Origin of the sequence: Rossellomorea sp. DA94 (assembly GCF_029834455.1) — a bacterium.
Classification (GTDB): domain Bacteria; phylum Bacillota; class Bacilli; order Bacillales; family Bacillaceae_B; genus Rossellomorea; species Rossellomorea vietnamensis.
The window spans coordinates 2,565,467-2,584,385 of sequence record NZ_CP122397.1; the positions used below are offsets into that span (position 1 = coordinate 2,565,467).

Here is an 18,919-nt window from a genome sequence, read left to right on the forward strand (position 1 = left end):
TCTTTTATTATTTCCGATACCTTACTTTGCTGAACTGTTGCTTTTTTTTCATAGTGAAGAAGAGTCCGTAAATAATCAGTGTAACAAAAAGAATGACGAAAATGATCCCCGCTTTTAGGCTTATTTCCTCTAACAGCACCTGAAAGCTCTTAGGGAAGTACCGTCCAATCTGAAAATAGACGATTCCCCATACGAAAGCTGATGGAAGGGCATAAAGAAGATACTTCATGAAGGAGATCCCTCTTGTTGTCCCTGCAATATATGGCATGACTAACCTGATACCGGGTATAAAATAGCTGAATGAAATGGCCAATGGACCAAATTTGTTCAGCCAGGCTTCTCCGTTTTCAATGAGCTTTTTGGATCTGTTCCCATTCCTCATCCGGGATGTTAGCTTAGTGCCAAAATATCGTCCATTCATGAAGGCAAAAATTCCATAGGAGATCAATCCACTATACATAAACAAAAAAGAGGTGTACGGATTAAAATGTCTCCATTCAGAGAGATATCCGGCTAATGCGGCAGCCAGTTCGTTAGGTACCGGTAAACCAACAAACACAACCCAACTGAATAGGAACATGGCAATATAACCAAACTGATCGACCAAATGAAGTAAAAAGTCCATCACACACCTCTTTTCACACAATGCATTTTGTGTCTCTCCCTGAACCCACCTGGTCACTCATTAAATACCCTATCGGATTAAGACGAAAACCACTCATGATTCGTGAAGCGCCCGTACCTTAACTTAACGTAAGGAGCTTCTCCACTTGATCTTTCGTCATACCTATTTCCAATAACTGTTTTTGTAGTTTTTCATGATAAGACCGACTTACATGTGGAAGGCTTCCCCTGAGGATTTCCCTGGCGTAATGATCGGGAGGACATGTTTCATCGTATTTCACCTTTACGATAAAGGTCAGTACATCTTCATACGTTTTGCCGTTTATCAGTAAGTCGATGAAAGCCGCCCTGTACCAACCCGGGGTGACCCCCTCCCTTGTAAACAGGTACTCTACAGCCTCTTTGGGGATATCATATACAACCCCTTCCATCGTTCCTCCATCTTCAATAATATCTCCACGGCCTCCATCATGTACCTGAAAGAGATATTTCATTGTATATCCTTCCAATACACCCGCTCCAAGGCAATCCTTAAAATGGTGATCCACCTGTGCTTTTTTAAATCGATCATCATCCATACAGGATCCGTATGCGAAATATAGTGTACTTTCTGGTTTTTCCTTAAGAAATTGATGAACCTTCCAGTCTCCTGAAGGAATTTCTTCTTGAAATAATGCTTTGTCTTGGGAATAGTAGACAAATGCTTCCCGGGTTCCGGTGTCTGTTTCCACTTCTTTAAGTTTTCGGATAAATAGGTTCTTTTCACGATCTTCCAGAAAATCCTCAAGCTCATCGATCTTCAATAAGATGTCGGAGTCGATCTTATATACTTCGCCATAGGCTGTTCCATTGCCTTCTTTCAGGGCTGGATAACCTTTATTCGTTTCATATAGAATTCCTTCTACCCAGGCTTGTTCCCTGACCAATGAAGCATCCTTTAGTAAGGAATGATTACTTTCGTGTCTTCTTAACGTACCATAGACAAAAACGTACACCCTGTTACCCCTTTCTCTTGTTAACATAACTTCATTACAGTTAATCAACTAAACTAGCTTTATTATATTTTATCAAATGATCTTTCAAATTTCAGTATCCTCTGCTTTCCTTATACAAATATTCATAAAAAAGGACATTTCCACCATAACGGTAGAGATGTCCTTTAAGAGGAAACGCTTTCAATTTTTCATTTACTTTTTGGGGATGGCGGTTTGCTTCGCCTGCTCCCTTAAACGGAACTTTTGGATTTTTCCTGAAGCAGTCATCGGGTAGGCATCAGTAAATTCGATATATCTTGGGATTTTATGCCGTGAAATCTTTCCGGTGCAATACTCCCTGATCTCTTCAGAGGTCGCAGTTTGTCCTTCCTTCAATATGATCCAGGCCATGACCTCTTCACCATAAACCTCATCCGGAATCCCAATGACCTGTACATCCAAGACCTTAGGATGGGAATAAAGAAATTCTTCAATCTCTCTCGGATAAATATTCTCACCACCTCGAATGATCATATCTTTTAATCTACCTGTAATCCTGCAATAACCATGTTCATCCATGACGGCTAAATCACCCGTATGAAGCCATCCTTCATCGTCAATGGCAAGCCTTGTCGCTTCTTCATTCTTATAGTACCCTTTCATGACATGGTATCCACGGGTACACAATTCTCCCTGGACTCCATAAGGGATTTCCCGATTTGAACCGGGCTCCACAATTTTCACTTCGACATTAGGCAGTGATTTCCCTACGGTTTCGACCTTTAATTCAATCGGATCATGGGTACGTGTCTGGGTGATCACGGGAGATGACTCTGTCTGCCCATAGGCGATCGTAATCTCATCTGCTCCCATTTTGTCCATGACCCCTTTCATCACTTCAATCGGACAATTACTGCCTGCCATGATACCTGTGCGAAGATGGGATAGGTCATATTGATCGAAATCCGGGAGATTCAACTCGGAAATGAACATGGTAGGCACTCCATGAAGGCCTGTGCACTTTTCATCCTGGACCGTCTTCAAGACCCGACGGGGATCGAATTCCTGTAAGGGGACCATTGTGGCTCCTACAGAAACACAAGCCAGGACCCCCAGCACGCACCCGAAGCAATGAAAGAATGGAACTGGAATGCACAAACGATCCTCATTGCCGAGTCTCATGCATCCTGCGATATTATACCCGTTATTTACGATATTGGAATGAGTGAGCATGACCCCTTTCGGAAACCCTGTCGTCCCTGACGTATATTGCATATTGATGACATCATGAGGGGATAGGCTGGAAAGTCTTACGTCAAGATCATTCTCTTCCACTTCCTTCCCTTTCTCCATGATGTCCTCCCAGCTATATGTACCCGGATAGGAATTATCCCCTAGAACAATCACATTTTTCAAGAAAGGCAGTTTGGCACTTTTCAGCTCTCCAGGCTCAGAATATTTCAATTCCGGACAGATTTCATAGAGCATGTCAATATATGACGCACCTCTGAATTCTTCCATCAAAATAATCGTCTGACTATCTGATTGTCTTAGTAAATATTCTAATTCAGCACTTCGATAATTTGTGTTCACTGTGACCAGTACGGCACCCATTTTACCGGTGGAGAACTGGCTCACTAACCATTCAGGTGTGTTCGATGCCCAAATGGCTATATGATCCCCTTTATTGATGCCAAGTTTCATGAATCCTTTTGCGGCCTGTCTGCATAATTGGTTAAATTCATGATAGGACCATCTTAACCCCCTGTCAGCATAGACGACCGCTTCATTGTTCGGCTGAATGCGTGCTTTTTCTTCGAGAAGATCCCCTACTGTAGTGTGTAAAATCTCCGACAAATGATATTCCCCCTTTAGTATGACCCTGTATAAACCGGAACCTTCCGTAAGTGATTCAAGAGGTGACATTTCAGTTCCTTATGCGTGTATATTATCACAAAAATTTAAATTTTCAAACTAATTACTTCATACCTCTAATACAGGATAAATAGTCCGGTCTCACCCTGTCGACAAAATCCAACAATTCCTCCTTGGTCTCACAAGACAAAAAGCGCCTTCTTTAAACCAGTTTCAACAAAACACCTAAAAATACAACTTTAGAAGGAATTTATGAAAAAACACTTTTCAAATGAATGTTTTCTCTGTAGAATAAATAGAAAATATAGAAAATTCTATATTTTATACATTTCCTGGGAGGTTGGTCATGAAAATCTTAAGTAATGAACAGTTGGTGGCAGCTTATCGTGATGCTGAGAAACAAGGGAATGATCAAGACTGGATATCGCTTCTTAAGAAAGAAATTCGTAACCGTGGATTGAAACCTTTTAGGAAATCTTGACGCTGTAAATAAACAAAAAAATTAAAAATCAAACGATCTCACCCCCTGAGATATTGATGACAGACTCACGTTCATTTGAGTCTGTCTTTTTTCATGACTTTTAATCCATGGTATTCCTCTATTTGCTTAAATTGATCGTGATCCAGAAGTCCGATCTTATGAAATAAATAAGAATATTGAAGCACTTTTTTTGAGTGATAAGCGTTCATTTCCCCCACCCTCTCCGGCTGTTGTCCACAATTTTCCTTAAGGAAACTTTATTTTGTTTAACCACATTTTATGCTCTTGGTTAAAATATGTGAAAAAAAGGCTGACTCATATACCACCAGGGGTCATATGAATCAGCCAAACATTCATCTATCACTATTCAATCAGAGTGGTTTACCCTTCAAGAAGTAAATCTTCAGGGTTTTCAAGTAAGTCTTTAACCATTGCCAGGAATCCAACCGCTTCTTTTCCATCAATGATTCTATGATCATATGATAAAGCAATGTACATCATCGGACGATTCTCCATTGTGTCCTTATCAATGGCTACAGGACGAAGTTGGATTTTATGCATCCCGAGAATTCCAACCTGTGGTCCATTTAAGATCGGAGTGGAAAGTAATGAGCCGAATACCCCACCATTTGTAATGGTGAATGACCCACCTTGCAGGTCTCCAAGGGATAACTTATTGTTTCTGGCCTTAGTAGCCAGTTCCATGATTTCCCCTTCAATTTCTGCGAAATTCTTTCGTTCACAGTCACGTACGACAGGTACAACCAATCCATCATCCGTGGATACGGCCACGCCGACATCGTAGAACTTCTTAAGGACGATTTCATCCCCATCAATTTCAGCGTTTACATAAGGGAATTTCTTAAGCGCCGCTACCACTGCCTTAGTAAAGAAACTCATGAATCCAAGTCTTACATCATGGTCATCAAAGAATTTGTCCTTCTTGCGTTTCCGTAACTCCATGACTTTACTCATATCAATTTCATTGAATGTCGTCAGCATGGCAGCTGTCTGCTGAACCTCGACTAATCGTTTCGCGATGGTTTGACGTCGGCGAGACATTTTCTCACGTACCGCTGGCTTTCCATCATCTTTCTTTGCTGGAGCCTTCTTCTCCTGTGCAGAAGGTTTAGAAGGAGCCTCTGCAGGTTTATTGCTATAGGCTTCTATGTCCTGTTTACGAACACGTCCAAGTGGATCTGTTGGAACATCGGACAGATCGATGCCTTTCTCACGGGCTAACTTGCGAGCTGCCGGAGAAGCGATCGGACGATTCTTTTTCTCATCTTTGACTGGTGTTTCTTCAACTGGTGCTTCTTCCGTCTTCTCTTCCTTCTTAGGCGCTTCTTCCTTTGCATCTGAAGTGGCATTGGCTTCTCCGCCTGCACCTACAATGGCAATCACTTGTCCAACTTCAACCGTATCGCCTTCATCAGCTTTAAGCTCCTGGATTGTACCGGCTTCTTCTGAAATGACTTCCACGTTTACTTTATCGGTTTCAAGCTCGACGATATATTCGCCTTTCTCAACATAATCCCCGGGCTGCTTCAGCCATTGTGCAATCGTACCTTCTGTAATTGATTCTGCTAATTCTGGAACTTTAATTTCTGCCACTGTGATGTCCTCCTCTTTCTTATCGGGTTAACGCTTCGTTTATGATCCTGGATTGTTCTTTTTTGTGTACAGTCGGTTCTCCTTCGGATGGGCTTGAACGCCTGCGACGCCCGATATAATGCACATCGACACCCTGAGGGGCAATGTCACGGAGTCTTGGTTCCGCAAATGTCCATGCACCCATATTCTTAGGTTCCTCCTGGATCCAGACCAATTCTTTAAGGTTTGGATACCTTTCTAAGATGGCTGTAATATCCCCTTTAGGGAAAGGATAGATTTCTTCCACCCTTAGAACGTGCAACCAGTCTTTATCATCGAGATCCTGAAGCTTCTCTTCTACATCAATCGCAATCTTGCCGCTGCATAACACAACTCTTTCTACAGTATCCGGGCTATCCCCAAGACCCTTTTGCTCAAGGACTGAATGAAATTCCCCATTGGCTAATTCTTCTGCCGTTACAGCTGCAAACTGATTTCTCAGCAGGCTTTTTGGAGTCATGATGACAAGCGGCCTTACTTCTTCTTTTTGTAAGATAGCGGCTTGACGTCTTAGGATATGGAAGTATTGACCCGCTGTTGAACAGTTGGCGACTGTCCAGTTATATTCCCCGCCAAGCTGTAAGAAGCGCTCCAGACGGGCGCTGGAGTGTTCAGGACCCTGTCCTTCATAACCATGTGGCAGAAGCATGACAAGACCTGTTTTTTGACCCCATTTCGCGCGCCCCGCCGAGATGAACTGATCAAACATCACTTGTGCCATATTCGAGAAGTCACCGAATTGAGCTTCCCATAGGACAAGGGTTTCAGGTGCGAAAACATTGTATCCATACTCGTAACCAACTACGGCGGTTTCGGTAAGAGGACTGTTATGGACGACGAATGACGCATGGCTATCCTTCAAGTTGTGTAACGGGATATATTCTTCACCTGACTTCTCATCATGTAGTACCAGGTGACGTTGAGCAAATGTTCCCCTTTCAGAGTCCTGTCCGGTCAGTCGGATTGGCGTTCCATCTTTAAGGATGGAAGCAAAAGCCAATGTTTCGGCATGCGCCCAATCAATTTTCCCTTTTCCTTCGAATACCTGGCTGCGTCTCTTCAGGATACGATCTAATTTCTTGAACACATTGAAGCCTTCTGGCCATTGGAGCAGTTCGCTGTTCAACCCTTCCAGCTTATCGAAATCGACGCTTGTGTTGATTTCCGGAAGGCCATTCGCCACGTATTCAGGTGGAGCAAGGACCGTATCTGGATCATCGTCTTTGGCTGGTACTTTGTTATAGGCTGCTTTTAATTCTTCCTCGATTTCAGAATCCATCTTCTCTACATCTGCATCCGTTACGATGCCCTCAGAGATGAGCTTGTCAGCGTACATCTTCTTGACGTTTGGATGATTCTGAATGACAGAATACATCAATGGATTCGTTACCATCGGTTCGTCCATTTCATTATGACCAAAACGTCTGTAGCCGATTAAATCAATGACAAAGTCTTTACCGAATGTTTTACGATATTCATAGGCAAGGACTGCTGCAGCAAGACATGCTTCGGGATCATCTGCATTGACATGCACAATCGGAACTTCAAAGCCCTTGGCCGTATCTGATGCATACTTAGTTGAACGTGAATCACGGCTTTCAGTTGTGAATCCTATCATGTTGTTGGCGATCAGATGAATGGATCCCCCTGTATTGTATCCGCGAAGTTGACTCATATTTAATGTTTCGGCTACGACACCCTGACCCGGGAAGGCAGCATCCCCATGTATCATGACGGCATATGATGCTTCAGGGGACTGCTCAGGGTAGCCTTTATCTTCACGTACTTCCTGGGCTGCACGCGTGTATCCTGCAACGATCGGACTGACAACTTCCAGGTGACTCGGGTTGTTGGCAAGCGTCACCCGTGCACGGGCTGTCGGTGACTGCTGTGGAGAAATTTCACGGTCTGCCCCCAAGTGGTACTTAACGTCTCCCGTCCATCCAAACGTAATGCCGATTGATCCCTCAGAAGGAATCAAGTCCTTACTCGGAGCGTGTTGGAATTCTGCAAAAATCATTTCGTATGGTTTCCCGATGACATGTGCCAGAACATTCAGGCGTCCTCGATGAGCCATTCCGATATTGACGGTTTTAGCACCTGATTCAACAGAATAACGAACCATCTCGTCCAATAATGGAACCATCGTGTCCAATCCTTCAATTGAGAAGCGCTTTTGACCAACAAAGGTGCGATGAACATATTTTTCAAATCCGTCCACTTGGGCAAGACGTTTCAATAACGCCAATTTCTTCTCTTTGGAAAGCGGGATGAAATAGGATTCCGACTCGATCTTTTCCCTTAACCAATTTTTCTCTTCAAGCTCATGAACATGAGCATATTCGAATGCCAGCTTATTTGTGTATACCTGTCTTAAGTGCTGAATGGCCTGAAGACCGTCTTTAATATGAGAAGGTGCATTCGGACATAAGAAATCGACAGGTATCTGTTTCAAATCTTCTTCCGTTAAATTAAACTCAGAAAGTTCAATTCTTCTTGTATCCTTATTCCGGTCATTCAGGGGATTAATATCCGCAGCTAAGTGACCATATGTACGAATATTATCTGCTAATTTAACCGCAGCCACCATTTTACTCAAGGCAGTAGGCTGTTCGGGTAGTGTAAACGATGAATCACCGTGCTGGGCGCTCGCGATCACCTTTACGTCTTCAACGGTGGGAGGCCCCCATTGTTCGAATAATTCCTTTAGTTCTGGATCCACTTCCGTTGGATCTTCAAGGAATTGTTCATAAACCTCCATTACATAACCAAGGTTTGGTCCGTAAAACGATTGCCACGGTTCCCCTTTTGCAGATTGCTTTTTCATTGTGAAAAACCTCCAACTATTTTGCCAGTTAGTATAATTTGGGTATCATGTATTCTTACAATTCAATCAACGGTATTCATTATGCAAGAATAGTAATTTTTAATACATAAAAACGCTTACAAGGACATTTTATCACTGTGCAGTAGTAAGATAAAGTCTTTATAACAAATTTCTTTAAATTTTGTTTTCCTTACTTCTTATGGGGATATTACTTATATTCCCATAATAAAATACATGAAAACCTTTCTGAATAACGACTATTCTGAAATAATATTTTATTAAGCGCTTTCTCTTTCACCTTCTTGTATCCCTATGTAAGGGTACTTTTTTCATAAACCATCTTACTACTGTTACCTAAAAAAACCAAATATTTTTTGTTATTTTCCACGATTTTTTGTTTAGTACTAGGTTATCAGAGTCATAGATAAAGATTTTTCATTCCCAACCTTCCTCTTGCACCTCCAGAAATGAACTCATCGCCCACCCAATGCATAGGATAGAACCAGAAGGAAACAAAGGGGCTATTTATTATGTTTAAAGTGAGGTGGTTCACATGTTCCCATGGAGTTTATTCCCTTTCAATAAAAACATGAAAGATCAAATGAATCAAATGAACCCCAAAGATATGGATAACTATATTCAAGGTATGATGAAGAAGATGTTTCCTGGCGGGTGGGATAGCATGATGAATCCGAATGATATGATGAATGGGGCACAATCCTTTATGAATCCGATGGGCAACCAGGGGCAGCAAACGAAACGCGAGGAAGCACCCAGGTCCAATTCCGCAATTCCTACCAATGTGTTTGAAACCTTTGAAGATATCTATATTCGTTTCCAAGTACCTAATGAGGAATGGATGAAGCATCTGAAGATTTTTCACACGTCAAATCAGGCAATCATAGAAAACATACCCGGCTGTGACGAAAGACAAGTGATCACCCTCCCTTGTCTCGTAAAGAAAAAAGGCGCTGTTGCTCAATACAAAGATGGGATCCTTGAACTGAAAATCCCTAAAAGCATTGACATGCAGTACACAGAAATAGACGTCTCAGAAAAATATTGAGACGTCTGTAAATTTAATGGATTTGTTTAAGGGATAGTCGAATGATGGTCCCGTGAGGATTGTTTCCAATGGCCGTGATCTCCCCGTCATAGTTTTGGACCAGCTTCGAAGCGATGGCCAATCCCAGTCCATATCCACCTTTCTCGCGGCTTCTTGCTTTATCCACGCGATAGAAGCGGTCAAAGATTTTCGGAAGGTCTTCCTCGGGAATACCGATCCCCTCATCCTTGACTTCTATGATAATGTCTTCCTGAGAGTCCATTAGCTTCACTTCAATAGTGGAATGCTCATCAGAATACTTCACGGCATTATCCAACAGGATGATCATGATCTGCTCCAGGTGCCTCGGCATAATGGTTACCAACGCTTCTTGGTTTAAATCATCAAAACAAGAAAAAGTGTATTCCTGATGAAGAAACCTAAAGTCCCTCATTACTTTATCCACTACTTTCTGTACATTTGCCCTGGCGTTTTCCAAATCGAATTTTTCCCTGTCCGCTCTGGAAAGCTCCAGTAATTCACCTACAAGGCGTTTTATTCTCTCAAGTTCATCTAATGATACTTGTAAAGACTCCTCCAGTATGGTTGGATCTTTTTTCCCCCAACGGTTCAATAATGCAAGATGCCCTTCAAGTACCTGGATGGGGGTTCTCAATTCATGTGAAGCATCTTCCACAAATTGCTGCTGCTGTTGAAATGATTTTTCGATCTGACTCATCATTTTATTGAAAATCTGGGATAAGTCACTAATTTCATCATGGGCCTTTACAATCTCCACTCTTTCGTGAAATCCTTTTCTTTCGATGGACCTCATTGTTTCAGAAAGTTTATTCAATGGGCGGACAAAGCTTTTCGCCATAGAATACCCAATGACAGCACTGATCAATAGAGCCAAGATGCCCGTGATGGTCATCATCCAAAAAAGATTCTTCATGATGTTTGCATACCGGTTCAATGGCTGTATGATTTCGACATACCCATTAAATCGGGTCGATTTGATGGGTGAACGCCCAATGAGCATCTTCTTGCCTTCAGATTCTATCAATTCCACAGATTTATCATTGACAGGTTGAAAGGGCACATAAAAGGCAGACTCATTTTCTCCCCTGATTTCCAATACCTGTTCCCCTTGATGATCCAATATCCGTATGGTCTGGTCTTTTTCAGCTATTTGTTTCATTAGGTCCCGGCTATCATATATGTCCTGAAGCTGGATATCGTTCCCTCTCTGTTTAAAGAAGACAGTAATTTCATCCAATACCCGCCCAAAGTTACTTTCTTCTTCATCAAGCATCCATTTATTAATGGCGTGATATTGAAAAAAACTGAACAAAAAAAAGGCAAGGAATATGGCCGACCCGGCTGCAAATGCCCACTTCACCTTTAGGGAAGAAGGCTTAAGTCGATTGATGAATGTATTCATGTCCTCATCACATAGCCGGTTCCACGTACGGTCTGGATATAACTCTCTTCGCCTGGGGAATCTATTTTATTCCTTAAGTACCTAACGTAAACGTCCACAACATTCGTTTCCACTTCCGTATCGTATCCCCATACTTTGTTGAGGAGGACTTCACGGGTCAGGACAATATTCTTGTTCTCTAAAAAAGCAAGTAAAAGGTCATACTCCCGTTTGGTCACGTCAATTTCATCTTCAAGCTTAAAAACTTGCCTGGACTCCTTATATACGATGATATCCCGAAATTGAAACGAGGTTTGTTGAGCGGGATCCTCTTTTACTGCGCGTCTGAACACAGCCCTTAGCCTTGCTAACAACTCTTCAATGGCAAAGGGTTTGACGATATAATCATCCGCCCCGCTGTCAAGCCCCGATACACGGTCCATTACGCTATCCCTTGCCGTAATCATCAGGATCGGGATGGCTTTGACCTGCCTGACTCTTCTGCATACTTCCAATCCATTTAAGCCGGGAAGCATCAGATCCAGGAGGATGATGTCCCATTCTTCGTTAAGGGCTTGATCCAGGCCATCTCTCCCATCATAGGCCAGGCCGACTTCGTACCCTTCGTATTTCAGTTCTAATTCGATGAATCGGGAGAGATTCTTTTCATCTTCAATGACTAAGATTCTTTTCACACAATCACCTGCTCTAAATCTTAATACCCTTTATTTTAATTTACTTTTGTTGAAAATAAAATCGTTTAGGGCATGGAATATTTCAATGCCTTGATACGTCATTAATGTTAACGCGGTAAAACTGAAAAATAAAATAGGAATAATTCGAATCCACATGGTTCTAACCTCCCTTTTATCACTACTTTCATTCTGCTCCTCCATCATTAAAATAAAATGAGAAAAAGGTGAGTTTTCATTAAGAGATGAACCAATTTACATAATCATATTATAATCATCTACATTACCCTGTTTGTTATTCCTGATCATGTTTCATTCTCTTCATAATGTGGTAGATATATCCATAAACATGGTTAAGAAGCAAAAGGGGGAAATTGTATGACTTGGATCGCGGTGATTGTTTCTTTCTTTATCCTCATCATCCTGGCGGAAGAATTGGTTTATCACTTTTTAAGGACCAGGATTATGGAGAACCAGCCTGAGAGAAAAAGAAATGCAGGAAAAATGAAAGAATGGCTCTATAAAATGAAACTAAAACCCCATAACGGGCAACAAAACCACTGACAGGCGAAGATATCTTCCCTGTCTATTTTTTTATTTAAAAAAAGAACTTTTGTAGCTATTTCAACAAAACTATGATTTTCTTTCTCTGTTATCTTTGTGTATTAAAACTTTCAAAGATAGTTGATTGGAGCGGAAGGTGCTCGACTCCTGCGGGAAACGCGGGAAAGCCTGAAAAGCGGAGGTGGCTTGCTCAGCCCCGACAAGCATAAGCTGAATGGGCTAAGAAAGCGTTCTTTTGCCTTCTTGGACCATTTAGCTTATGACCTCGAGGGGCTAGCCACCGTAGCTGGATCTTGAGACCCCGCAGGGCAGCGCCCGAGGAGGCTCAACTCACGCCCCGCGGAAAGCGAGCACCTGCAGCGGAAATCAACCACTACTTGCTTCGGCATAATATAGATTCTTTGCTAAAAGAGTCTAATAATATAAAAAAAGAAGACAAAAGCTTCAGCAAGGCTTTTGTCTTCAAAGGAAAGAAATTAGAATGGGTCTTACATAATAAAGATTTAAACAGATTAGAAAGCTACCCCACTTTCAATCTGTTTAGGGAGTGATAAATCCTTATTCATAAGCAAGATTCATTGTAACGCCCGAAAAAGTGAACTCAATTAAAACAAGATTAAAATTTGATGAGAAAATGCATTTGTTTACCAGAAGTCTATTTAAAGAGCAAACAAAAGGACGTACTTTTATGATATGATGAATAAGAATTCAGAATGTTACAATACATTCTCATGCTCGAAAGGATGAAAAAATGAAAATTGATTTAAATTGTGATTTAGGTGAAAGTTTTGGTGCATATACGATAGGAAAAGATGAAGAAATGATGAACTATGTCACATCCGTCAATATCGCTTGCGGTTTTCATGCGGGAGATCCCCTTGTAATGAAACAAACTGTTTCAAACGCAATGAAGCATGGAGTGAAAATGGGGGCCCATCCCGGGCTGCCAGACATCCAGGGATTTGGAAGAAGAATGATGCAGATCTCCCCCGAGGAGACCTATGCCCTCATTCAATACCAGATAGGGGCTTTATACGCTTTTATCAAAGCCCAAGGCGGGACGCTATCCCATGTAAAACCACATGGAGCACTGTACAATATGGCTGCAAAGGATCCCAAACTGGCTCAAGCGATTGCCGAAGCCGTTTACGACCTTGACCCCACCCTCACCCTATTCGGCCTTTCACAAAGTGAACTTACAAGGGCTGGTGAAGAAGCAGGATTGCGCGTAGCTCATGAAGTATTTGCCGATCGCGCCTATCAATCCGATGGTACATTAACTCCTCGCTCTCTTCCTCATGCTGTACTTCATGACGGGGACGAAGTGGAAAAACAGGTGCTTCGAATGGTAGAAAAACAAGAAGTGGTATCTATTGATGGGAAGACCGTATCCATCCAGGCAGACACGATTTGTCTCCATGGAGATAATGAAGCGGCACTATCCCTGGCCAAGCGCCTATCACAAAAGTTACGTTAGGGAAGTATTTTGAAAGAATAAGCTATAAGGGAGATGAGGGCTGAACCGTGAATAAGACATTTCTATTAAACGGGTTAAGGTGGATGTTCATCTTCCTTATCGCTTTTGTCATTGTAGTATACGTATACAAGCGGAGCATTTTGCACAACACTATTCAATCCTCCATTCGCACGGTGGCACCGGGTTCGACCGTTGTGGGGATCATTCAGACCCATACCACAAAGAGCCATGATAAAATCTACCGGGCTCTCTATAAAACAAAAGAAGGAACGTGTTTCAGGGCATCATTCGAACGAACAACGTATACACTCATTGAAAATCAGGAATCCCCTTGTCAGTAAAGGAGCATCATGATGAAAAGAGCGATCCATATCTTTCCTTCATTTCATTCAGTAGATAAAATCCAGGAGATCAGACATAGGTATGACCCTCTATCGGATAAAATACCTCCCCATATTACCCTCGTTTTCCCTTTTGAATCTTCCATCCCCTCAGTTGATATCCTGGTTCATATTAAGTCGGTAGCAGAGCATATTTCTCCATTCCCCATGACCTTAAGGGATGTGACAGGTTCCGGCGGAGAATTTTTATTCTTGAATGTTAAGGAAGGCAACGACTTCCTTATACAATTACATGATCAGTTGTATGAAGGAATTCTTGCGCCTTATCGAAACCCCCATTTTACATACTCGCCACACATCACACTTGGACGGCCTGGAAACAGCGAAGAATATAGCAGTGCCCTTGAAAAGTGTAAGGATTTGAGGGAATCCTATCATACGGTTGTAAAGGAAATTACGTTAGAAGAAATAGGTGAAGACGATGTGTCCAACGTCATCGGTCGTGTCCCTCTTAAGGATAACAGGTTTTAAATTGGACGCTTTGTGGAATGTAAACGAATAGGTCTAATAAGGGAAGGGATTAATTATGATCAAAACATTATCCATTGATACCAAGAAGCGTGATGAAATGATCGACATTACTCGTTACGTACAAGATATCATTAATCGGTCGGGAATGACAGAAGGTCTTGTGGTGGTGCAGTCTTTACACACAACAGCGGGTATCACGGTAAACGAGAATGCCGATCCTGATGTGAAAACCGACTTCATTCGCCGATTAGACGAGCTTTACCCATGGCACCACTCGTCTGATCTGCATGGAGAAGGAAATACAGCTGCTCATTTGAAAACCAGTACCGTCGGCCACAGTCAGACGGTCATCGTGTCAGATGGTGAACTACTATTGGGGACATGGCAAGGAATATACCTTTGTGAATTTGATGGTCCCCGTTCAGGAAGAAAAGTTTCCGTTAAAACGATTCAAAGTGAGTAAGAGATAATACCATTTGAATGGTAAATAGACCCGGGCACTCGTCCAGGGTCTTTTTTAATGGTTTGATTCTTTTCCTCATCACATTCTCCAACACAATTTCGCTTATTCTATGAATCGTTCCCTGATCTCCTTTGAAGGAATCATGCATGATTCCTGTTTCCCGAACCACCTGTATCGATTCCTTGCAATAATACGATATATGCTGTCTCTTATAGGCTTCGGAATGACGAGCAACAGAGCGAAAATCTTCCATGGCCATTTCAGTTTAGAAGATACTTTCAGGGCAGCTGTTGATTCAACGGAAGCCTGCTCCCCATCAACCAATACGAAGCTGTCCGTCGTTTCAGGTATGTTGTGCTTCTCTAATAACTTCTGTCCCGTCTCACTTTGTAGCGAGGCAAAGCGAAATTCCCCTTTTGCATCACGCTTAATGATAAACCGGACACTTTTATTGCAAAAATTGCATATGCCGTCGAACAAAATGATCCGCAAGTAAATCACCCTTCGTCATAGTCGAATTTCCATTCCCTTATACTATCATACACTCAAACAAAAGACGCGAACAGGTTGTGCCTCCTTAAAGAGAAGTATAATTTTACTAGATTCTGTGGTATACTATATTACCATTAATAGAGATTACTTAGAAATAAAATAAATAAACATGCAGTATAAGGAGTTGGCTGAAGAAAATGAGAGACGAATTATTATATCTGGGTAAACAAATTGTTTCCCATAAATCCGAAATCGCTCAGGGTGTCATTCGCTACCAGGAACAGAAATTTTCTGATCAGCTTACGTTATCGGTACTGAAAATGGAACAAGTCACTGAATGGCGCATGCAATTAATTGAAATGCTCGGACAATCTTTGTACGAAGACAAAGTAGAATCATCCCGTAAAGTAAAGGAATGGACTGGGAAAGTCGGGGAAGTGGCTATTGAAAATGGAATGGCTCTCAATGAATCCCTAAAAACCCTATCAGGGTTCCGTACTGCCATTTGGGATATATTCATGGAACAGTTGAATGATGATCAAATCTCAGCCTCCCTTATGCTTCAAGTCAATAAAGAAATCAATCCCATTCTTGATGAAATTGCGTACCAGCTAAACGAAGTATTCCGCACCCAAGAAAAGGATCAGATTGCCCTCATCCACACTGCCATGGATGAACTATCTGCCCCGGTTGTACCCATTGCCGAGAAGATTGCGATCCTGCCACTTATCGGGGAAATTGATACCCACAGAGCAAGTGCCATCATGGAAACGGCGTTGAAAAAAAGCTCTGATCTGCAATTAGACTATCTATTTATAGATATTTCCGGTGTTGCCATCATGGACACGATGGTATCCCATAATATTTATCAGATCATCAATGCTCTTAAAATGATGGGTGTTCAATCCGTCTTAACCGGTATCCGGCCAGAAGTGGCTCATACATTGGGGAACCTCGGTATTACCTTTGAGGATCTGAAAACAAGCTCAAGCCTGAAAAAAGCCCTGGAAGATATCGGCTTCACTCAATACGAAGCGGTTCTCTCCGTCTAAAAAAACCGGAAATCCTGCCAGCAGGGTTTCCGGTTTTCTATTTAAAAGCTATCGACAGTCTTTTTTTATCTGGTGATGTACTAGCAGTTGAATGCTTTGAACTGCCATGTAGATAGGGATGGACCAATACATCTTATATCCCTTGTCGAAGTGGAAGATTCCGATTTTTACTGTAAACCACTCCATTAAGAGGGAGAAAGCGGTCCAGATTAATATGTACGTTAGGTTCATGATTCCGTTGATTCTCAATTTACGATAGATATAAATAAAAAAATAACTATAGGGCCCATACATAATATAACTGATAAAATCAATTCCCTGATAGGCGGAACTATCGTTTACATCATAAAAGTCCCATGGCGGGATGCTGATGGTATGATCATAGAACATACCCACCGAGATTCCATAAACGAAATAACTCATCCCTTCAAGAAAGGAGAAGATCTTCGGAGTAACCCATATCAGCAATAGAAGACCGATCAGACTAATGATGATGAACCATTCATTTAAATCAAAGGATCTCTCATATATCCTGTCCACGTCTTCCCTCCTCCTTCTTCTGGAAATAATATAGCCCCTTCCCCAACCAAATACAGAATACTAAATACAACGCATTGACGATGACAGTATTAAAAAGACTCCAGTCCGGATAGGAAAGAGAATGAAAATGCACGTGTAGGATGTCCAATACATTTATTAACAACAAAAGACTTACATAATAAAGGATTTTTCCGCTTCTTTTATTATAATTCAAGTACCCATTCACCATGATCACACCCACCAAAGGTAAAATACATTCCCTGTTTATGAGAAGACTGATAAATTGGGTGACATCCTCGGAAGCTTTCATCCATTCCAGGTTATTCGTCATAATGGTAATATAATTAGTGGAAATAATGGATAACACCATAAATTGAATGGAGTTAGCAGTAAATGAAAGTTTCTTCTTCATAAAGAGAGCAATGTATATCAACATGATCAACACAGTAATAAAGAAAGGGAGCGACATAAGGATCACCTATACTTTTTTTCTTCATTCTTCCCTTAAACCCCTCTTCACATAACACACGGAACGCACTAAAATGTTTGAATTACTTGACTTGGGGAAAATAAGGAAGAAGAAGCAAGGAGGTAAAACGATGAGACATGAAACGATAAACCCTAAAAATGGAACAGACGAAATCAAAGAAATTTTCGTAGATGGATTGCAACGTGACCTGTCAACCGAAGAGGAAAGCCTTCTATCCGGATGGACCCGCACATTCGATAAGACCGAGAGAGCAACCATCATCAATATGATGAAGGAATTACTTAATAAACATAAAAGACACGACTAAACAGCGGGCATAATTAGTGTGAAATATGAAGAAGGCAGGCCCTAATGTAAGGGCCTGCCTTCTTCATTCTCTATATGGAACTCTTCTTATATATCACTTGTCAATTCTAATAGTTTATCGATGTCGACGCGATAGATTGGTCGATTGATATCTTCTTGTCCAAGTTCTACGGTATCTTCTAGTACTTCGTCTATATTCATACTTATAAATACCTCCCAAAGTTGTAATATCAGAATATGTTGAGAGATGATCCATCATCCTCAATATAATATACGGATTCATCACTTCATTCTTGGGGGTACTTATCAACTCTTTCAATCAGACAATTGTATTAAATAATCAGAAATTTGAGTAAAGTAATCGTTTATGTTATCGTTAGACAACCATAGATTCTACTTAAATAGTAATAGATGGGTAGAATGGCTCTCTCCTTAAAGGAGGCATACTGATGAAACGATTTTCCATGCTTCATGTACCTAAGGATTTCAGGCATAGAGGGCGACCAGCTGTTACCGTTCATGTTTTACCTGTTCATAAAGAATACTTTGCAATAGGTAAATCACTAAAGGGAAACGGTAAAGCTGCTAACAACAATGAAAAACTAGCCGCATATTATGCGTATCTAGATACATTAGAATAAACGCTTATCTCTATAGAAAAGCTGATCAGAACCTTCTCTGATCAGCTTTTTTTCGATAGTGAAACTGGTTTATAACGGTATGTATTGACACACTTCAAATCCATTCCCATCCATGTCATGAAACTCAAAATAGGTCACATCTTCATCCACTTCAATTTCCCCTGCCTTCACATTCTTCTCCAAAAGCTTCAACCTTGTTTCTTCCAGCGCATCGGAAAACAAGATGGGTTTGACCGATGAGGAACGGACCTCTCCTTCTTGAATCGTCAGAGTCGTTTCCCCCACCCCTATTTTGAATACCAAGTATTTTCCTGAATCAAAGACTTGTTCCAACTCCAATACCTCTCCGTACCAGTGTTGAGCTTTCTTTAGATTCTTCACTTGAATATGTACCGTGTCAATTTTCGAAAACAATGCAAATTCCTCCT

At 41.5% G+C, this 18,919-nt stretch carries 22 protein-coding genes; 10 read left to right on the forward strand and 12 right to left on the reverse strand.

The annotated features are described in order from the left end of the window. Window positions 1-7: 7 nt before the first annotated feature. The 3 genes from P8596_RS13290 to P8596_RS13300 form a co-directional block, all read right to left on the reverse strand. On the reverse strand, window positions 8-625 hold the full coding sequence (locus tag P8596_RS13290; protein ID WP_079531869.1) for a DedA family protein: 618 nt from the start codon (window positions 623-625) through the stop codon (window positions 8-10). A gap of 118 nt (window positions 626-743) precedes the next feature. Continuing rightward, window positions 744-1,619 carry a gamma-glutamylcyclotransferase family protein gene (locus P8596_RS13295; RefSeq protein WP_224519797.1) on the reverse strand — a complete coding sequence of 292 codons (876 nt, stop codon included), beginning with the start codon at window positions 1,617-1,619 and terminating at the stop codon, window positions 744-746. A 192-nt stretch (window positions 1,620-1,811) separates the two neighbouring features. Continuing rightward, window positions 1,812-3,446: an AMP-binding protein gene (locus tag P8596_RS13300; RefSeq protein WP_224521071.1), complete on the reverse strand. Its 1,635-nt coding sequence runs from the start codon at window positions 3,444-3,446 to the stop codon at window positions 1,812-1,814. A 373-nt stretch (window positions 3,447-3,819) separates the two neighbouring features. On the opposite strand from P8596_RS13300, the gene sda reads away from it, so the two are divergent. Continuing rightward, window positions 3,820-3,954, forward strand: a complete 135-nt coding sequence (gene sda / locus P8596_RS13305; RefSeq protein WP_034758885.1) for a sporulation histidine kinase inhibitor Sda — start codon at window positions 3,820-3,822, stop codon at window positions 3,952-3,954. A gap of 71 nt (window positions 3,955-4,025) precedes the next feature. Here the strand turns inward: sda and P8596_RS13310 are convergent, their stop codons facing one another. The 3 genes from P8596_RS13310 to P8596_RS13320 all read right to left on the reverse strand — a co-directional run bounded on the left by P8596_RS13310 (window position 4,026) and on the right by P8596_RS13320 (window position 8,434). Then, a complete protein-coding gene (locus P8596_RS13310; protein ID WP_156030008.1) occupies window positions 4,026-4,163 on the reverse strand; it encodes a hypothetical protein in 138 nt (45 codons plus the stop codon). A gap of 172 nt (window positions 4,164-4,335) precedes the next feature. Beyond that, window positions 4,336-5,568: a 2-oxoglutarate dehydrogenase complex dihydrolipoyllysine-residue succinyltransferase gene (gene odhB / locus P8596_RS13315; RefSeq protein WP_279724117.1), complete on the reverse strand. Its 1,233-nt coding sequence runs from the start codon at window positions 5,566-5,568 to the stop codon at window positions 4,336-4,338. Window positions 5,569-5,587: 19 nt separating this feature from the next. Beyond that, window positions 5,588-8,434 carry a 2-oxoglutarate dehydrogenase E1 component gene (locus P8596_RS13320; protein WP_224519796.1) on the reverse strand — a complete coding sequence of 949 codons (2,847 nt, stop codon included), beginning with the start codon at window positions 8,432-8,434 and terminating at the stop codon, window positions 5,588-5,590. 553 nt (window positions 8,435-8,987) lie between these two features. Here P8596_RS13320 and P8596_RS13325 point away from each other — a divergent pair. Next, window positions 8,988-9,500, forward strand: a complete 513-nt coding sequence (locus P8596_RS13325; RefSeq protein WP_034758876.1) for a spore coat protein — start codon at window positions 8,988-8,990, stop codon at window positions 9,498-9,500. A 13-nt stretch (window positions 9,501-9,513) separates the two neighbouring features. On the opposite strand, the gene P8596_RS13330 is transcribed toward P8596_RS13325, so the two are convergent. Next, window positions 9,514-10,923, reverse strand: coding sequence for a HAMP domain-containing sensor histidine kinase (locus P8596_RS13330; RefSeq protein ID WP_079531877.1), 1,410 nt, complete (start codon window positions 10,921-10,923; stop codon window positions 9,514-9,516). Further along, on the reverse strand, window positions 10,920-11,597 hold the full coding sequence (locus P8596_RS13335; RefSeq protein ID WP_061809909.1) for a response regulator transcription factor: 678 nt from the start codon (window positions 11,595-11,597) through the stop codon (window positions 10,920-10,922). Before P8596_RS13335 ends, P8596_RS13330 begins: the two co-directional genes overlap by 4 nt. A 375-nt stretch (window positions 11,598-11,972) precedes the next feature. On the opposite strand from P8596_RS13335, the gene P8596_RS13340 reads away from it, so the two are divergent. The 5 genes from P8596_RS13340 to P8596_RS13360 all read left to right on the forward strand — a co-directional run bounded on the left by P8596_RS13340 (window position 11,973) and on the right by P8596_RS13360 (window position 14,970). Continuing rightward, complete coding sequence (locus P8596_RS13340) at window positions 11,973-12,158, forward strand: hypothetical protein (protein WP_079531878.1); 186 nt, start codon at window positions 11,973-11,975, stop codon at window positions 12,156-12,158. Between the two features lie 751 nt (window positions 12,159-12,909). Then, window positions 12,910-13,635, forward strand: coding sequence for a LamB/YcsF family protein (locus P8596_RS13345; RefSeq protein WP_224519793.1), 726 nt, complete (start codon window positions 12,910-12,912; stop codon window positions 13,633-13,635). A gap of 47 nt (window positions 13,636-13,682) precedes the next feature. Beyond that, window positions 13,683-13,976, forward strand: coding sequence for a hypothetical protein (locus P8596_RS13350; protein ID WP_224519792.1), 294 nt, complete (start codon window positions 13,683-13,685; stop codon window positions 13,974-13,976). 9 nt (window positions 13,977-13,985) lie between these two features. Further along, window positions 13,986-14,507, forward strand: a complete 522-nt coding sequence (locus tag P8596_RS13355; RefSeq protein WP_224519791.1) for a 2'-5' RNA ligase family protein — start codon at window positions 13,986-13,988, stop codon at window positions 14,505-14,507. 55 nt (window positions 14,508-14,562) lie between these two features. After that, window positions 14,563-14,970, forward strand: coding sequence for a secondary thiamine-phosphate synthase enzyme YjbQ (locus P8596_RS13360; RefSeq protein ID WP_034758849.1), 408 nt, complete (start codon window positions 14,563-14,565; stop codon window positions 14,968-14,970). A gap of 102 nt (window positions 14,971-15,072) precedes the next feature. On the opposite strand, the gene P8596_RS13365 is transcribed toward P8596_RS13360, so the two are convergent. After that, on the reverse strand, window positions 15,073-15,462 hold the full coding sequence (locus tag P8596_RS13365) for a thiol-disulfide oxidoreductase DCC family protein (protein WP_224519790.1): 390 nt from the start codon (window positions 15,460-15,462) through the stop codon (window positions 15,073-15,075). A 197-nt stretch (window positions 15,463-15,659) separates the two neighbouring features. Between P8596_RS13365 and P8596_RS13370 the strand changes: the two genes are divergently transcribed. Continuing rightward, the gene (locus tag P8596_RS13370; RefSeq protein WP_061809915.1) at window positions 15,660-16,514 is read left to right on the forward strand and encodes an STAS domain-containing protein; all 855 of its coding nucleotides are present in this window, start codon (window positions 15,660-15,662) and stop codon (window positions 16,512-16,514) included. A gap of 48 nt (window positions 16,515-16,562) precedes the next feature. Here P8596_RS13370 and P8596_RS13375 read toward each other — a convergent pair whose 3' ends face one another. After that, entirely contained in the window at window positions 16,563-17,054 is a 492-nt protein-coding gene (locus tag P8596_RS13375) for a hypothetical protein (protein WP_279724118.1), read from the reverse strand. Continuing rightward, the gene (locus P8596_RS13380; protein ID WP_224519789.1) at window positions 17,038-17,523 is read right to left on the reverse strand and encodes a hypothetical protein; all 486 of its coding nucleotides are present in this window, start codon (window positions 17,521-17,523) and stop codon (window positions 17,038-17,040) included. The genes P8596_RS13375 and P8596_RS13380 overlap by 17 nt, the downstream gene beginning before the upstream one ends. A 130-nt stretch (window positions 17,524-17,653) precedes the next feature. Here P8596_RS13380 and P8596_RS13385 point away from each other — a divergent pair, with 130 nt between their 5' ends. Next, entirely contained in the window at window positions 17,654-17,851 is a 198-nt protein-coding gene (locus P8596_RS13385; protein ID WP_224519787.1) for a hypothetical protein, read from the forward strand. A 448-nt stretch (window positions 17,852-18,299) separates the two neighbouring features. Then, window positions 18,300-18,491, forward strand: coding sequence for a hypothetical protein (locus P8596_RS13390; RefSeq protein WP_061809919.1), 192 nt, complete (start codon window positions 18,300-18,302; stop codon window positions 18,489-18,491). Window positions 18,492-18,560: 69 nt separating this feature from the next. On the opposite strand, the gene P8596_RS13395 is transcribed toward P8596_RS13390, so the two are convergent. After that, window positions 18,561-18,905 carry a VOC family protein gene (locus tag P8596_RS13395; RefSeq protein ID WP_224519786.1) on the reverse strand — a complete coding sequence of 115 codons (345 nt, stop codon included), beginning with the start codon at window positions 18,903-18,905 and terminating at the stop codon, window positions 18,561-18,563. Window positions 18,906-18,919: the final 14 nt, after the last annotated feature.

Coding starts and splice junctions, on each gene's coding strand:
- P8596_RS13290 (WP_079531869.1), bottom strand. CDS start 625: ATGGACTTTTTACTTCATTTGGTCGATCAGTTTGGTTATATTGCCATG.
- sda (WP_034758885.1), top strand. CDS start 3,820: ATGAAAATCTTAAGTAATGAACAGTTGGTGGCAGCTTATCGTGATGCT.
- P8596_RS13310 (WP_156030008.1), bottom strand. CDS start 4,163: ATGAACGCTTATCACTCAAAAAAAGTGCTTCAATATTCTTATTTATTT.
- P8596_RS13320 (WP_224519796.1), bottom strand. CDS start 8,434: ATGAAAAAGCAATCTGCAAAAGGGGAACCGTGGCAATCGTTTTACGGA.
- P8596_RS13325 (WP_034758876.1), top strand. CDS start 8,988: ATGTTCCCATGGAGTTTATTCCCTTTCAATAAAAACATGAAAGATCAA.
- P8596_RS13330 (WP_079531877.1), bottom strand. CDS start 10,923: ATGAATACATTCATCAATCGACTTAAGCCTTCTTCCCTAAAGGTGAAG.
- P8596_RS13340 (WP_079531878.1), top strand. CDS start 11,973: ATGACTTGGATCGCGGTGATTGTTTCTTTCTTTATCCTCATCATCCTG.
- P8596_RS13345 (WP_224519793.1), top strand. CDS start 12,910: ATGAAAATTGATTTAAATTGTGATTTAGGTGAAAGTTTTGGTGCATAT.
- P8596_RS13355 (WP_224519791.1), top strand. CDS start 13,986: ATGATGAAAAGAGCGATCCATATCTTTCCTTCATTTCATTCAGTAGAT.
- P8596_RS13360 (WP_034758849.1), top strand. CDS start 14,563: ATGATCAAAACATTATCCATTGATACCAAGAAGCGTGATGAAATGATC.
- P8596_RS13370 (WP_061809915.1), top strand. CDS start 15,660: ATGAGAGACGAATTATTATATCTGGGTAAACAAATTGTTTCCCATAAA.
- P8596_RS13380 (WP_224519789.1), bottom strand. CDS start 17,523: ATGTCGCTCCCTTTCTTTATTACTGTGTTGATCATGTTGATATACATT.
- P8596_RS13385 (WP_224519787.1), top strand. CDS start 17,654: ATGAGACATGAAACGATAAACCCTAAAAATGGAACAGACGAAATCAAA.
- P8596_RS13390 (WP_061809919.1), top strand. CDS start 18,300: ATGAAACGATTTTCCATGCTTCATGTACCTAAGGATTTCAGGCATAGA.